The organism is Arthrobacter sp. 05T420 (assembly GCF_056396305.1).
The window spans coordinates 16,668-30,195 of record NZ_JBFTLG010000006.1 but is presented as its reverse complement, the minus strand read 5'-3'; the positions used below and the strand labels follow the sequence as shown (position 1 = coordinate 30,195).

8 protein-coding genes are annotated in these 13,528 nt (G+C 69.2%); 4 read left to right on the top strand and 4 right to left on the bottom strand.

Features of this window, described 5'->3' with window-relative positions; all coding sequences use genetic code 11:
- The first annotated feature begins 2 nt into the window (after window positions 1-2).
- The gene (gene pheT / locus AC1DEM_RS07435; RefSeq protein ID WP_476883874.1) at window positions 3-2,546 is read left to right on the top strand and encodes a phenylalanine--tRNA ligase subunit beta; all 2,544 of its coding nucleotides are present in this window, start codon (window positions 3-5) and stop codon (window positions 2,544-2,546) included.
- Window positions 2,547-2,591: 45 nt separating this feature from the next.
- Entirely contained in the window at window positions 2,592-3,314 is a 723-nt protein-coding gene (locus AC1DEM_RS07430; protein ID WP_476883873.1) for a 4'-phosphopantetheinyl transferase family protein, read from the top strand.
- Between the two features lie 25 nt (window positions 3,315-3,339).
- On the opposite strand, the gene AC1DEM_RS07425 is transcribed toward AC1DEM_RS07430, so the two are convergent.
- From AC1DEM_RS07425 to AC1DEM_RS07410, 4 genes are all read right to left on the bottom strand, one after another.
- The gene (locus tag AC1DEM_RS07425; RefSeq protein WP_476883872.1) at window positions 3,340-4,761 is read right to left on the bottom strand and encodes a M1 family metallopeptidase; all 1,422 of its coding nucleotides are present in this window, start codon (window positions 4,759-4,761) and stop codon (window positions 3,340-3,342) included.
- Between the two features lie 51 nt (window positions 4,762-4,812).
- On the bottom strand, window positions 4,813-8,745 hold the full coding sequence (locus AC1DEM_RS07420) for a Pls/PosA family non-ribosomal peptide synthetase (RefSeq protein ID WP_476884023.1): 3,933 nt from the start codon (window positions 8,743-8,745) through the stop codon (window positions 4,813-4,815).
- A 111-nt stretch (window positions 8,746-8,856) separates the two neighbouring features.
- Window positions 8,857-9,822 (bottom strand): quinone oxidoreductase family protein, encoded by a 966-nt coding sequence (locus AC1DEM_RS07415; protein ID WP_476883871.1) that lies wholly within the window; start codon window positions 9,820-9,822, stop codon window positions 8,857-8,859.
- A gap of 181 nt (window positions 9,823-10,003) precedes the next feature.
- Window positions 10,004-11,095, bottom strand: coding sequence for a fatty acid desaturase family protein (locus AC1DEM_RS07410; RefSeq protein ID WP_476883870.1), 1,092 nt, complete (start codon window positions 11,093-11,095; stop codon window positions 10,004-10,006).
- 221 nt (window positions 11,096-11,316) lie between these two features.
- Between AC1DEM_RS07410 and argC the strand changes: the two genes are divergently transcribed.
- Together argC and argJ are read left to right on the top strand one after the other, a co-directional pair.
- Window positions 11,317-12,360 carry an N-acetyl-gamma-glutamyl-phosphate reductase gene (gene argC / locus AC1DEM_RS07405; RefSeq protein WP_476883869.1) on the top strand — a complete coding sequence of 348 codons (1,044 nt, stop codon included), beginning with the start codon at window positions 11,317-11,319 and terminating at the stop codon, window positions 12,358-12,360.
- The gene (gene argJ / locus AC1DEM_RS07400) at window positions 12,357-13,523 is read left to right on the top strand and encodes a bifunctional glutamate N-acetyltransferase/amino-acid acetyltransferase ArgJ (RefSeq protein ID WP_476883868.1); all 1,167 of its coding nucleotides are present in this window, start codon (window positions 12,357-12,359) and stop codon (window positions 13,521-13,523) included. Before argC ends, argJ begins: the two co-directional genes overlap by 4 nt.
- Window positions 13,524-13,528: the final 5 nt, after the last annotated feature.

Sequence of the window (13,528 nt, the reverse complement as noted above, 5' to 3'; positions counted from 1 at the left end):
CAGTGCGTATCCCACTTTCCTGGCTGCGTGAATTCGCGCAGGTACCGGCCGGAGCATCGGCCGAAGACGTCATGGCCGAGCTCGTCAAGGTCGGCTTTGAAGAAGAAGCAGTCCACCGCCCCACGGACACCCTCCGGGGGCCCATCGTGGTGGGCCAGGTGCTCAGCATCGTCAAGGAGCCCCAGACCAACGGCAAGACCATCAACTGGTGCCAGGTCCGGGTTGTCCCCGAGGGCCAGCCGCAGTCCCTGACCGGCGACGGCATCGATCCCTCAGGCGTCCAGGGCATCATCTGCGGCGCCCACAACTTCGTCGAGGGCGACAAAGTGGTGGTGACGCTCCCGGGCGCGGTGCTGCCGGGCGACTTCCACATTTCCGCGCGGAAGACCTACGGTCACCTCTCGGCCGGCATGATCGCCTCCGTGCGCGAACTGGGCATCGGTGAGGACCACGACGGCATCCTGGTGCTGTCTCGGATCGGGCTGGATCCGGAACTGGGCACCGACGCCATGGAGCTGCTGGGCCTCTACGACCAGGCGGCTGAGATCAATGTGACGCCTGACCGCGGGTATGCGTTCTCCATCCGCGGTGTGGCCCGGGAATACGCGCACGCCACCGGCACCGTGTTCACGGACCCGGTGTCCAAGGTCAAGGCCCCGGCGCCGCTGTCCGGCGGCTACGGCGTCAAGCTCAACGACGACGCCCCCATTTACGGCAAGCCCGGCTGTGACCGCTTTGTGGCCCGCACCGTGCGCGGCGTGGATGCCACCCGGCCCACCCCGCCGTGGATGGCCTCCCGTCTCCGGCTCGCCGGCATCCGGTCCATCTCCTTGCCGGTGGATATCTCCAACTACGTCATGCTCGAACTCGGGCAGCCGAACCACTGCTACGACCTGGACAAGCTGGCCGGCGACATTGTGGTCCGGCGCGCCACGGCAGGGGAGAAGATCACCACCCTTGACGACAAGGAGCGCACGCTCGACGCCGAGGATCTGCTGATCACGGACGCATCCGGCCCCATCGGGATCGCCGGCGTCATGGGCGGTGCCCACACCGAGGTCTCGGACGCCACTACAAACATCCTGGTCGAGGCCGCACACTTCGACGAGGTCTCGATCGCCCGCGCCCGCCGCCGCCACAAGCTGCCCTCCGAGGCGTCCAAGCGCTTCGAACGCGGCGTGGACTGGCAGGTGGCCGATGTTGCCGCCCAGCGGGTGGTCGACCTGCTGGTCGAATTTGCCGGAGGCACGGCGGATGAGGCCGGGACCGACGTCGGGACCGCGCCGGACGCGGTCACCATCGAACTGCCGGCAGGGTACGCCGCAGCCCGGATTGGGATCGACTTCACCGAGGAACACATCGTGACCTCGCTGGAAGACCTCGGCGCCGTCGTCGAGCACAACGGCAACGGCCACACGGTGACCGCGCCGAGCTGGCGCAGCGACCTCGAAACCAAGGACGACCTCACCGAGGAAATCGCCCGCCTGGTCGGCTACGACCAGATCCCGGCGACCCTGCCGGTGGCGCCGCCGGGCCGTGGCCTGACCCGCGTCCAGCAGCAGCGCCGCCGCCTGATCCAGGCCCTCGCCGACGCCGGACTCACCGAGGTATTGAGCTACCCGTTCGTCTCCCAGGCGGCCAATGACACCTTCGGCGTCCCGGCCGAGGGCGCGGAGCGCAAGGCCCTCAGGCTGGCCAACCCGATCAGCGAGGAGCACGGCTTCCTGCGGACTTCCGTCCTGCCGGGCCTCATCGAGGTAGCCAAGCGCAACCACTCCCGCGGCTTCCGCGACCTCGCCCTCTTCGAGGCCGGGCTCGTGTTCCTGCCCGGCGACCAGCTTGGCACCGCCACGATCCCGCCGCTCGGCGTCAAGCCCAGCGACGAGATACTGGACGGCCTGTACGACGGCGTCCCGGACCAGCCGCTGCACCTCGCCGCCGTGCTCACGGGGCACGACTCTCCCGTCGCCCCGGGCCACACCCCGCGTGCTTGGGACTGGGCGGACGCGCTGGACATCGCCCGGATCGCCGGCGACGTGCTCGGCGTCGAACTCCTGGTCACCCAGGGCCGGCACCAGGCCTTCCACCCGGGCCGGGCAGCACAGCTTGAACTGCGCACCGGCGAAGTAGTGGGCTACGCCGGCGAGCTGCACCCAAAGCTGCTGGCGGCACAGGACATGCCGGCCCGTTCCGTGGCGCTGGAACTGAACGCCGACGCCCTCTTCGAGGCTGCTGCCGACGTGATCGTGGCCCGCCACATCTCGACGTACCCCGTGGCCACCCAGGACGTGGCCCTCGTGGTGCCGCAGGACGTCCCGGCGCAAGAGGTGCTCGCCGCCCTGCGTGAAGGCGCAGGCGAGCTGCTCGAAGACGTCGCCCTGTTCGACGTTTATGCGGGCAAGGGCATCGAGGAGGGCAAGAAGTCGCTGGCGTTTAGCTTGCGTTTCCGCGCCAACGACCGCACCCTGACGGCCGACGAGGCCTCGGCGGCGCGTGAAGGTGCCGTTGCCGCTGCCCACGAACGCTTCGGAGCGGTGCAGCGCTGAGAACTGCGCTGGCGACAGCGCTGATGAGCTGAAAGGGGGCGGGTCATGGCATCACACCTTGTTGTGCGTGCCTGCCCGCCCCTTGGCGTTTCCGGGGTCCCGGGTGTGCCGGAAACCGCGGCAACCGCTGCTGCGTCCGAGCTGGAACGCGAGGCGCGTTCCCTGCTGGCTGGGGCCGAGCTCGAGCGCGCCCGGGCCATGACCCCGCGAACCCGGCGGGAGTTCCTCGCCGGCCGGCTCGCGCAGCGGCGGTTCGCCGCCGGCCTGCTCGGCGTCCCGGCGTCCGACCTCACCGCCTGGTACAGCTGTCCACGCTGCGGCACCGGCGCGGACATCTCACACGGCAAGCCAGGCTACCGGCTCCGCGGCGAGGCCGTGCCGTTGTTGCTGAGCCTGTCCCGCGCTGCCGGCTGGACACTTCTGGCCGGGCTCGTGGACCCGGAACCGGGCCAGCGCCTGGGCGTCGACGTCGAGGACCCCGCCCGGGCGGACTTCGATGGGTTCGACGACGTCGTGTTGACTACGGCGGAACAACTCCACCTCGCCGGGCTGGACGGCATCTCCTTGCTGCGGGGCCGGGCCCGGTTGTGGGCGCGCAAAGAGGCATGGCTCAAGATGCTGGGCACGGGGCTGCAGACGGCCCCGGACACCCTGGACGTGCTGGGCACGAACGTGGACGGCCGTGCCGGGCTCCGGGACCTGGCGCCGGCAGAGACCGGACTGCCCGCGGACCTCGTGGCCGCCGTCGCCGTCGCTGTCCTGCCCTAGCCCTGCCGGAAGGGCAGTCCTTCCCTCAGGGCCGGGACGGTGCTGGCTGCGGGAGCGGCGGGAGGGCGTGTTCGAACAGCCACGGGTGCAGCAGCGCCTCTGCGTCGAGGCCGGTGGTGTGGGCGGCCGCGACGATGAAGTCGGCAGTGGTCACCGTGCCGTGGCGGAAGCGGTCCGTCCAGTCGTGCAGCAGGGCGAAGAACGCGAGGTCGCCGGAGCGTACCCGCAGCGCGTGCAGGGCCAGGGCTCCGCGTTTGTAGACGCGATCGTCGAACATCAGCTCCGGGCCGGGATCGCCCACCATCAGGTCCTGCGGAGCGGCGGAGAGCTTGCGCCAGGCGGCGCGGGCGCGCCCCGCCACCGACATGACGCCGGCCTCCTCAGACCAGAGCCATTCCGCGTAACAGGCAAAGCCCTCGTGCAGCCAGATGTTCTTCCACGTCGCCGTGGTGAGCGAGTTCCCGAACCATTGGTGGGCGAGTTCGTGGGCGATCATCCGCTGCGAATCCCAGTCCTGCCGCAAATGATTTGGGCCCAGGATGGACAGCGTCTGCGCTTCCAGCGGGATTTCCAGCACGTCGGAAGTGACCACCACGGTGTACTCCGGGAACGGATACGGCCCAAAGCAGTTGGTGAATTTCCGCATCATCTCGGGCTGCCGGGCCAAGGCGGCCCGGGCCGCCGCCGCCAGCGCCGCTGGAACGGCCACATATTGCGGAACGTGTCCTGACGGCCGCTCGGCATTGAGCGTCAGGAGCTCATAACGGCCGATCTGGACCGTTGCCAGGTAGGTGGCCATGGGTTCGGCCTGCTCGTACACCCAGGTCTCGCGGCTCGCCCCGCTGGTGCGGGAGAGCAGCACGCCGTTGCACACCGCCCGGTAGTTCGCGTCGGTGGTCACCGTGATGAGGTAGCTCGCCTTGTCCCGGGGGTGGTCATTGCACGGGAACCAGGAAGCGGCGCCGTTGGGCTGGCCGGCCACCAGCACACCATCGGAGAGCTCCTCCCAGCCGACCTCGCCCCACAGGCCGCGGCGCGGCGCGGGGTAGCCCTCGTAGCGGATGTCCAGGGTGAAGGCCTCGTTGGCCAGCAGGGGAACGTCGGGATAGACCACGAGCTGCTCGGCCCGCTGGGTGAACCTGCGCACCCGCCGTCCGTCGAGCTGGATCTTCGTGGCCCGCAGTCCGGCCAAGTCCAGGACGATCGCCGCCGTCGGGAACTTCGTGACGGCGTGCAGGACGGCGTGCCCGGCAAGGCGGTTGCTGCTGACGCGGTAGTCCAGATTCAGTTCGTACCGGGTGACCCGGTAGGCATTCGTTCCATGGCCCGGCATATAGGGGTCCGGGGCGCCCGTTTCCGGGGCGGTTGCCCTGCTGATCTCGCGGCTGATTTCCCGGCTGATTTCGCCGCCTGTGGCGGCGCCGCTGCTTGGTGCGCTGGTGCTCAATGGACGGACCTTCGGGTTGTTGTCGTGCTGGTGGACGTGCGCAGGCCGGGCCTACCGGGGCTTGGCGGGCGGTGCCGGCCCGTCCCACGGGCTGACCGGATTGCCCATCCAGTACGTCCCGGCGGGGACGGTTTCGCCCCGCATGACGAGGGATGCCGGCCCCACCGTGCCGCCGCTGCCGATCCTGGCCTGCGGCAGGATGACGCCGTGCGGCCCCATGGTGGCTCCGTCATCGAGCGTAACAGTGTCGATGCTCATGACCCGGTCATGGAACAGATGGGTCTGGACGACGCAGCCGCGGTTGACGGTCGAGTTCCTGCCCAGGGTGACAAGGTCCGCCTCGGGCAGCCAGTAGCTTTCGCACCAGGTCCCCGCACCGATTTTCGCGCCGAGTGCCCGCAGCCACCACACCAGTGCCGGTGTTCCGGTGGCGGCGCGCGCGAACCACGGGGCGCTGACCATCTCGATAAAGGTGTCCACCACCTCGTTCCGCCAAATGAACGAGCTCCACAGCGGGTGCTCGCCGGGGCGGATGCGGCCCACCAGCAGCCACTTGGCCACCACGGCACTGCCCGCGGCCGTGGCCCCGGCCAGCAGGACCACCACCCCGCTCAGGACGGCTGCGATTCCGTAGTTGAAAATTGTCGCCATCGCGTCGAAGGCGAGCATCACACCGGCGGCGATCGCGACCGTCAGCATGACGGGGACGAACCTGCACAGCTCCCACAGGGCGCGCGCCACCTTCAGCTTCCGGGGTGGCTGGTACGTCCGCGTGTCGTCCGAGGCGATGGCGGTGCGTCGCAGCCGCACGGGCGGGCTGCCCAGCCACGATGTCCCGGCCTTCGCCTTGGCCGGCGTCGCGGAGAGGACCGCCACAAGGGAGTTCTTGGGTACGTTGCGCCCGGCCGCCGTCATGCCCGAGTTGCCCAGGAAGGACCGTTTGCCGATCTTGGCCGGGGCAATCCGCATCCAGCCGCCGTCGAGTTCGTAGGACGCCACCATGGTGTCATCGGCCAGGAACGCGCCCTCGCCCACGGTGGTCATGCTGGGGATCAGCAACACTGTCGAGGCTTCCACGTTGCGGCCCACCTTCGCGCCGAGAAGCCGAAGCCAGACCGGCGTAAAGAGGCTGGCGTAGACCGGGAACAGCAGGTCCCGGGCCAGATCCAGTACCCGCTCGGTTGCCCAAACCTGCCATCCGATCCGGCTCCGGACCCGGTAGTAGCCCTCTGCGAGGCCCACGCTGAGGAGTCTCGTCGTCGCCAGGATCAGCAGCAGGTTGGTCAGGAACCACGCCAGCGCCGCCAGGGGGATCGAGAGCACAATGCCGGGCAGGGCTGCGGGCAGGGACGGGCTGCCCTGGATGAACGCGAAAATCACGAAGGCCGCGACGGCGGCGGAGACATAGGGGATGAGCGCCAGCACGGCAGATGCCGCGGCGAAGCCGGCGAACCACAGCCGGCCCATCAGCCGGTGCTCGGACGGGGAGTCCGGCCATGAGTGCCGCGCCTTGCCGCGGCGCTCGGCCGGCGACCCGGCCACCAGCTGCCCTGCCTTAACCTTCCCGATCACCGCCGAGCCCGGCTCCACCTGCGCCCCCGCACCCACGGTGGCACCAGGCATGAGCGTGCTGCGGGCGCCGACGCTTGCGCCGGCGCCTATCCGGATGGCGCCGATGTGCACACGGTCGCCGTCAATCCACCAGCCGGACAGATCGACTTCAGGCTCGATGTTGGAACCGGCGCCCAAGGACAGCAGCCCGGTGACCGGCGGGAGCGAATGCAGCTGGACGTTCTCGCCGATCTTCGCACCGAGCGCCTTTGCGTAGTAAGGCACCCAGGGCGCGCTGGCCAGGCTGATGGCGCCGGCCAGGTCCTGGATCTGTTCCGCGAGCCAGAGACGGAGGTGCACCCGGCCGGAGCGTGGATATGTGCCGGGCACGACGTTGCGGAGCAGGATGCGGGCGGCGGCAACGGAGATCAGCATCCGCCCGGCCGGGCTGACAAAGACCAGCCAGGACGCGCCCACCCACCACCACGAGACAGTTGGTGCGGCGCTGAATCCGGCGAAGGCGGCCAGGAGATTGTTGGCGGCCATCAGGTAGGTCAGCCAGCGCATGCCGACCAGGATGTGCAGCGGAACGCCCATGAGGGTCTGGAAGGCCTGGGACTTGCGCGCGGTGGGCCGGACGGTGCGCTCCGGGGTGGCGACTGTTCCGCCTTCGGGGAGTGACTGGCGCGCCTCGTCCACCAGCGCGCCCACCCGGGGTGTTGCATAGATGTCGGCCACGGTAATGGTGGGGTAGCGGACGCGCAAGGCGGATACCAGCTGCGCGGCAGCCAGCGAGCCGCCGCCGTAGGCGAAGAAATCGGCGTCGAGGCTGGTGACCGGGCTTCCGAGCACGGCGCTCCACTGTTCAACGATCCACTGCGCGTCGTCGGGCAGGTTCAGCGGGGCACCTTCGGCCTCGGCAGCTCCTGTTCCGCTAAGCGGCCAGGGCAGGGCATGGCGGTCCACTTTGCCGCTGGTTTTGGTCGGCAGGGAATCGACGAGCGTCAGCAGCGGGATGAGGGGCGCGGGCAGGCTCTCGCCGAGCAGTTCGCGCGCGGCCGCGAGGTCGATGTCCTTGCCCGTTTCTGCGGCCAGGTAGCCGACCAGTATCTGGTTGCCGGCGGCGGTGGTCTGGACGGCGGCGGCGGCGCCTGCGACGTCCGGCAGCGACTGCAGGGCGGCGTCGATTTCTCCGAGCTCGATCCGGCGGCCGCCGAGCTTGACCTGTTCATCGGCGCGGCCCTGGAAGATGAGTCCGGCTGCTTCGTACTTGACGAGGTCGCCGGAGCGGTAGGCGCGCGGCCAACCCAGGGACGGCATGGGGGCGTATTTTTCCTCGTCCTTGACCGGGTCAAGGTACCGGGCCAGTCCCACACCGCCGATGATCAGCTCGCCCACCTCACCTTCGGCAACGGGCAGCGAATCGGCGTCGACGACGGCGAGGTCCCAGCCGTCCAGCGGCAGGCCGATCCGGACGGGGCCGGGCGCGCCGAGCCGCGCGGCACACGCAACCACGGTGGCCTCGGTGGGACCGTAGGTATTCCAAACTTCGCGTCCTTCGACGGCGAGCCGCTCGGCAAGGTCCGGCGGACATGCCTCCCCGCCGAAGATGAGCAGCCGGACGCTTTCCAGCGATTCCACGGGCCAGAGCGCGGCGAGTGTGGGGACGGTGGAGACAACAGTGATGCCGTGGCTGATGAGCCAGGGGCCCAGGTCCATCCCGGTCCGGACCAGCGCCCGCGGTGCCGGCACAAGGCAGGCGCCGTGGCGCCACGCGAGCCACATCTCCTCGCAGGAGGCATCGAAGGCAACGGACAGGCCGGCCAGCACCCGGTCCTGCGGGCCCACCGGATCGCCCTGCAGGAAGATGCGGGCCTCGGCGTCCACGAACGCGGCGGCCGAGCGGTGCTGGACAGCGACGCCCTTGGGTGTGCCGGTGGAGCCGGAGGTGAAGATGACCCACGCGTCGTCGTCGGGGCCGGGCGGCCTGGCGTCGGGGAACGGCCTGGGGTGGTTGCTGTCCGTGACGATCTTCCCGCCGGCGCGGAGGATGCCGGCCACCCTGGCCTCGCCGAAGACCAGTTTGGCCCGCTCATCCGGATCGTCCGCGTCTACCGGGACATAGGCCGCACCGACCAGCAGTACCGCCAGGATCGAGACGTAGAGTTCGTTGGTGCCGGACGGGATCCGGACGCCGATCTTGTCGCCGGCGCCCAGCCCGGCGAGGTGCAGTTTCCTCGCGGTTGCCCGGACTTCGTCCATGAGCTGGGCGTAGCTGAGCGAGCGGTGGCCGTCGTCGAGGGCGGAGGCATCCGGGAACCGGGCGGCACTATCGCGGAGGATATCGATGAGCGTCCGCTCCGCCGGAGCGGAGAGCGCCCCCGGCAGTTGGGGCGCATAGACGGTGGCACGGGGTGCCGGAAGACTCTGCACCGTAGCGGCGTCGGGGGCTTCACTCGGAGTCAGTCGTTGCTCGGTCACTGGCGCATTGTCCCTGCGAGAGATGAACGGATGGTGTTGCCGCGGCTTGGGGGACCGTGTGGCTTAGGGGACCAGGATGACTTTGCCGGTGGTGCGGCGCTGTTCCAGGTCATCGTGGGCGCGGGCTGCCTCGGCGAGGGAGTAGCGGGCGCCGATCCGGACCTTGAGGCTGCCGTCGGCGGCGGCGGCAAAGACTTCGTCGGAGCGCCAGCGGCGTTCCCGGGCGTCGCGAAGGTAGTGGCCCATGGTCGGCCGGGTAAGGTACAGCGAGCCGCCGGCGTTGAGCCGCTGCGGGTCGAACGGCGGGACCGGGCCGGACGCTGCGCCGAAGAGCACCAGCATGCCCCGGATGCGCAGCGACGCCAGGGAGGCGTCGAAGGTGTCTTTTCCGACGCCGTCGTACACCACGTCCGCGCCGGTGCCGTTGGTCAGATCCCGGACCCGCTCAGCGAAACCGTCGTAGCGCAGCACGTGGTCGGCCCCGGCGTCGCGGGCCAGCTGCTCTTTCTCGTCCGTCGAAACAGTGGTGATGACATGGGCGCCCTTGGCCTTGAGCAGCTGGATCATCAGGAGCCCGACGCCACCGGCGCCGGCGTGGACCAGGACCGTGTGGCCGGACTCGACCTTGAAGGTGGAGTTGATCAGGTAATGGGCCGTCACGCCCTGCAACGGCAGGGCCGCGGCAGTGAAATCGTCCAGGCCGTCCGGAACAGGGAGGGCCTTGTCCTCATCGACGAGGGCATAGCCGGCGTAGCAGCCAGCGCCCTCGGCCGTGGCCACCCGGTCGCCGGGAGCGAACCCGGTGACGGCGTCGCCGACCTCCTCCACGGTGCCTGCGGCCTCGGAACCGGGCGTGAAGGGGTAGCTGACCTTGTAGACGCCGCTGCGCTTGTAGGTGTCGATGAAGTTCACGCCGGCGGCGGCGACCCTGACGAGCAGCTGGCCGGGCCCGGGAACGGGGCGGGCTGCTTTCTCGAGCTCCAGGACCTCGGGGCCCCCGGCCTGGCGGGCGACGATTGCGTGCATCATGTGGCTCCTTTTCCGGGCGGGAAAGTCTGTCCCGGTCCCTGGGTCCATCCTAGGGACACTGGCGGTAACCATGAAGGGGCGTTCCGTAACCATCCGTCACGAGATGCTTCACCTGACGCCGTCCGGACGCGGCGGGTCCTGCGCGGCCGCCGGGTGATGCGTCCTTAGCAGCGGCGGCAGACTAGTAGCGGCGGGTGACCGTTGCCATCGGGCATTCGAAGTGGCGGCCCGCGGCGAGCCCGACGTCGTTGAGGTAGCGGACGATGATGGCGTACGACTGCATCAGCGTGGTTTCCGTGTAGGGGACCTGGTGCTTGGCGCAGTACTCGCGGACGATCTTGGCGGCCTTGTCCAGCTGGGGGCGGGCCATGTCCGGGAAGAGGTGGTGTTCTGCCTGGCGGTTGAGGCCGCCGAGGAGGATGTCCATGAAGCGGCCGCCCGAGATGTTCCGGGAGGTGAGGACCTGGCGGCTGAAGAAGTCGACCCGGCTGTCCGCCGGCAGGACCGGCATGCCCTTGTGGTTCGGCGCGAAGGACGCGCCCATGTAGAAGCCGAACACGGCCAGCTGGACGCCGATGAAGGCGAACGCCATGCCCAGCGGCAGGAAGGAGAAGGCGAGAACCGGCAGCAGGCTGAGCCGGACGGCGAGGATCGGGATTTCAACCCAGCGGTGCGTGACCTTGGCGTGGCGGACGATGAATTTCACGGAATCGATCTGGAGGCCCAGGCCCACCAGGAACAGGAGCGGGAAGAAGAACCAGCCCTGCTTGCGGGTCAGGAATGCGAGGCGGCCCTGGCGGTCGGCTACGGCTTCGGCGTGGAAGGCGATGGGCCCGGGCGCGATGTCCGGGTCCTTGGAAATGACGTTCGGGTGATTGTGGTGCGCACCGTGCTTCTGCTCCCACCAGGAGTAGCTGATGCCCGCCACGGACGTGGCGAGCAGCCGTGCGGCCCAGTCGTTGGCGCGGCGGGACGCGAAGATCTGCCGGTGCCCGGCCTCGTGGGCCAGGAAGCTCAGTTGCGTGCAAATGATGCCCAAGGCGGCGGCGATCAGGAGCTGGAACCAGCTGTCACCGATCAGCGCAAAGCCGAACCAGGTCGCGGCCATGAGGAGGGCAAGCACCGAAAACACGGTGATGTAGAAGCCGACACGGCGTTCCAGGAGACCGGCTGCCTTCACGGTCTTGAGCAGTTCCGAATAGCTGAGAACGACGGCGTTGGGTTGCCTGACTCGCGATTTAGGGCGCTCTGGGGTGGTGAGCGTAGTGGTCATAGGGGTTGCCTCGTTGCTGTTTGCGGGCAACGCTGCAGCTGGCATTTGCAGCGGCACGGTCTGGATCACCCTTTACCAAGCATACGCCCCAGGGGTTCTGCGGGCCGCCGATCGGGCTCCACACGCGGGTGGATTCAGGCACAGACGGGTGCATTTAGGCACAAGTGCATTCATGCATAAATATCGGCACCTATGCATACTCTTGCTGTATAGTCGTGCTTATGACTATTTCTGTTGCCGTTTCCGGGGCGAGCGGCTATGCCGGCGGCGAGGTCCTGCGGCTCCTCGCCGGCCATCCCGACGTCACCATCGGTGCCATCACGGCCCACAGCAACGCCGGTTCCAGACTAGGGGAATTACAGCCGCATCTCCATGGCCTGGCGGACCGGATCCTTGAAGACACCACCGTGGATAACCTGGCCGGCCACGACGTCGTGTTCCTGGCGCTTCCGCACGGGGCATCCGCCGAGATCGCGGCGCAGCTGCCCGCCGGAACCGTGGTGATCGACGCCGGGGCGGACCACCGCCTCGAGGACCCCCAGGCCTGGGAGAAGTTCTACGGCTCCGCGCACGCCGGGACCTGGCCCTACGGCCTTCCGGAACTGCCCGGCCAGCGTGACGCCCTCCGCGGCGCCACCCGGATCGCCGTCCCCGGCTGCTACCCGACGTCGGCCCTGCTGGCCCTCACGCCCGGCTTCAGCAGCCAGCTGCTGGACGGCGACGACGTCGTGATCGTCTCAGCATCCGGCACCTCGGGGGCCGGCAAGGCCGCCAAGGTCAACCTGATCGGCGCCGAAGTCATGGGCTCCATGAGCCCCTACGGGGTAGGCGGGGGACACCGGCACACCCCGGAGATCGAGCAAGGACTCTCCAAGGCGCTTGGCGCTCCGGTCACCGTCTCCTTCACGCCCACGCTGGCACCGATGAGCCGGGGCATCCTCACGACGGCGACAGCCAAGGTCCGGCAGCAGCCAGGACGCAGCGTCACCGCCGAGGAGCTCCGCCGTGCCTGGGCCGAGGCCTACGACGACGAACCGTTCGTGCACTTGCTCCCGGAGGGCCAGTGGCCGTCCACCAAGTCGGTCCAGGGATCGAACCACACGGTCATGCAGCTTGCCTTCGATGAGCACACCGGCCGCGTGATCGTGTGCTGCGCCATCGACAACCTGACCAAGGGGACCGCCGGCGGGGCCGTGCAGTCCATGAATATTGCCCTCGGCCTGGCGGAATCCGCCGGCCTCAACCTCCAGGGAGTCGCACCGTGAGCATCACCGCACCGCAGGGATTCCGCGCCGCCGGCGTGACGGCCGGCCTCAAGGTTTCCGGCAAGCCGGACGTTGCCCTCGTGGTCAACGACGGCCCGTCCAAGGCCGCCGCGGCGGTCTTCACGTCCAACCGCGTCGCCGCGGCCCCCGTGCACTGGTCCCGCGAGGTGGTCAAGGACGGCCGCGTGGACGCCGTTTTCCTCAACTCCGGCGGGGCGAACGCCTGCACCGGGCCCCAGGGCTTCCAGAACACCCACATCACCGCGGAGAAGACCGCGGAGGCCCTCGGCGTCTCGGCTACCGACGTCGTGGTCTGCTCCACCGGACTGATCGGCGAACAGCTGCCCATGGAGAAGATCCTGGCCGGGATCGGTTCCGCCTCCGCGGCCCTGGCGGCGGACGGCGGTCCCGCGGCGGCCACCGCGATCATGACCACGGACTCCGTGTCCAAGCAGGCCGTCTTCACCGGCGCGGACTCCAAGGGCACCGAGTTCACCATCGGCGGCATGGCCAAGGGTGCCGGCATGCTGGCCCCTGGCCTGGCCACCATGCTGGTGGTCCTCACCACGGACGCCGACGTCCCGCCGGACATGCTCGACGCCGAACTCCGCAACGCCACCCGGGTCACCTTTGACCGGGCGGACTCTGACGGCTGCATGTCCACCAATGACACCGTGGTGCTGCTGGCATCCGGGGCCTCCGCTGCCGTGCCGACCGCCGCCGACTTCGGCGCGGGCCTGACCCAGGTCTGCGCCGAGCTGGCCCGCAAGCTGATCGGCGACGCCGAGGGCGCCAGCCACGACATCGCGATCCGGACGTTCAACGCCGCGAGCGAGCGGGACGCCGAAATCGTCAGCCGCGCCGTCGCCCGTTCCAACCTCTTCAAGACCGCGATTTTCGGCAAGGACCCCAACTGGGGCCGCGTGCTGTCCGCCGTCGGCACCACCGACGCGGCCTTCGATCCTGACCAGCTGAACGTGTCCATGAACGGCGTGCAGATCTGCCGCAACGGCAGCATCGGCGATGACCGGAACCTCGTGGACCTCGAACCGCGTGAGGTCCTCGTCGAAATCGACCTGCAGGCGGGCGGGGCCGAGGCCACGATCCTCACGAACGACCTCACCCACGACTACGTCCACGAAAACAGCGCCTACTCCAGCTAGGCGGT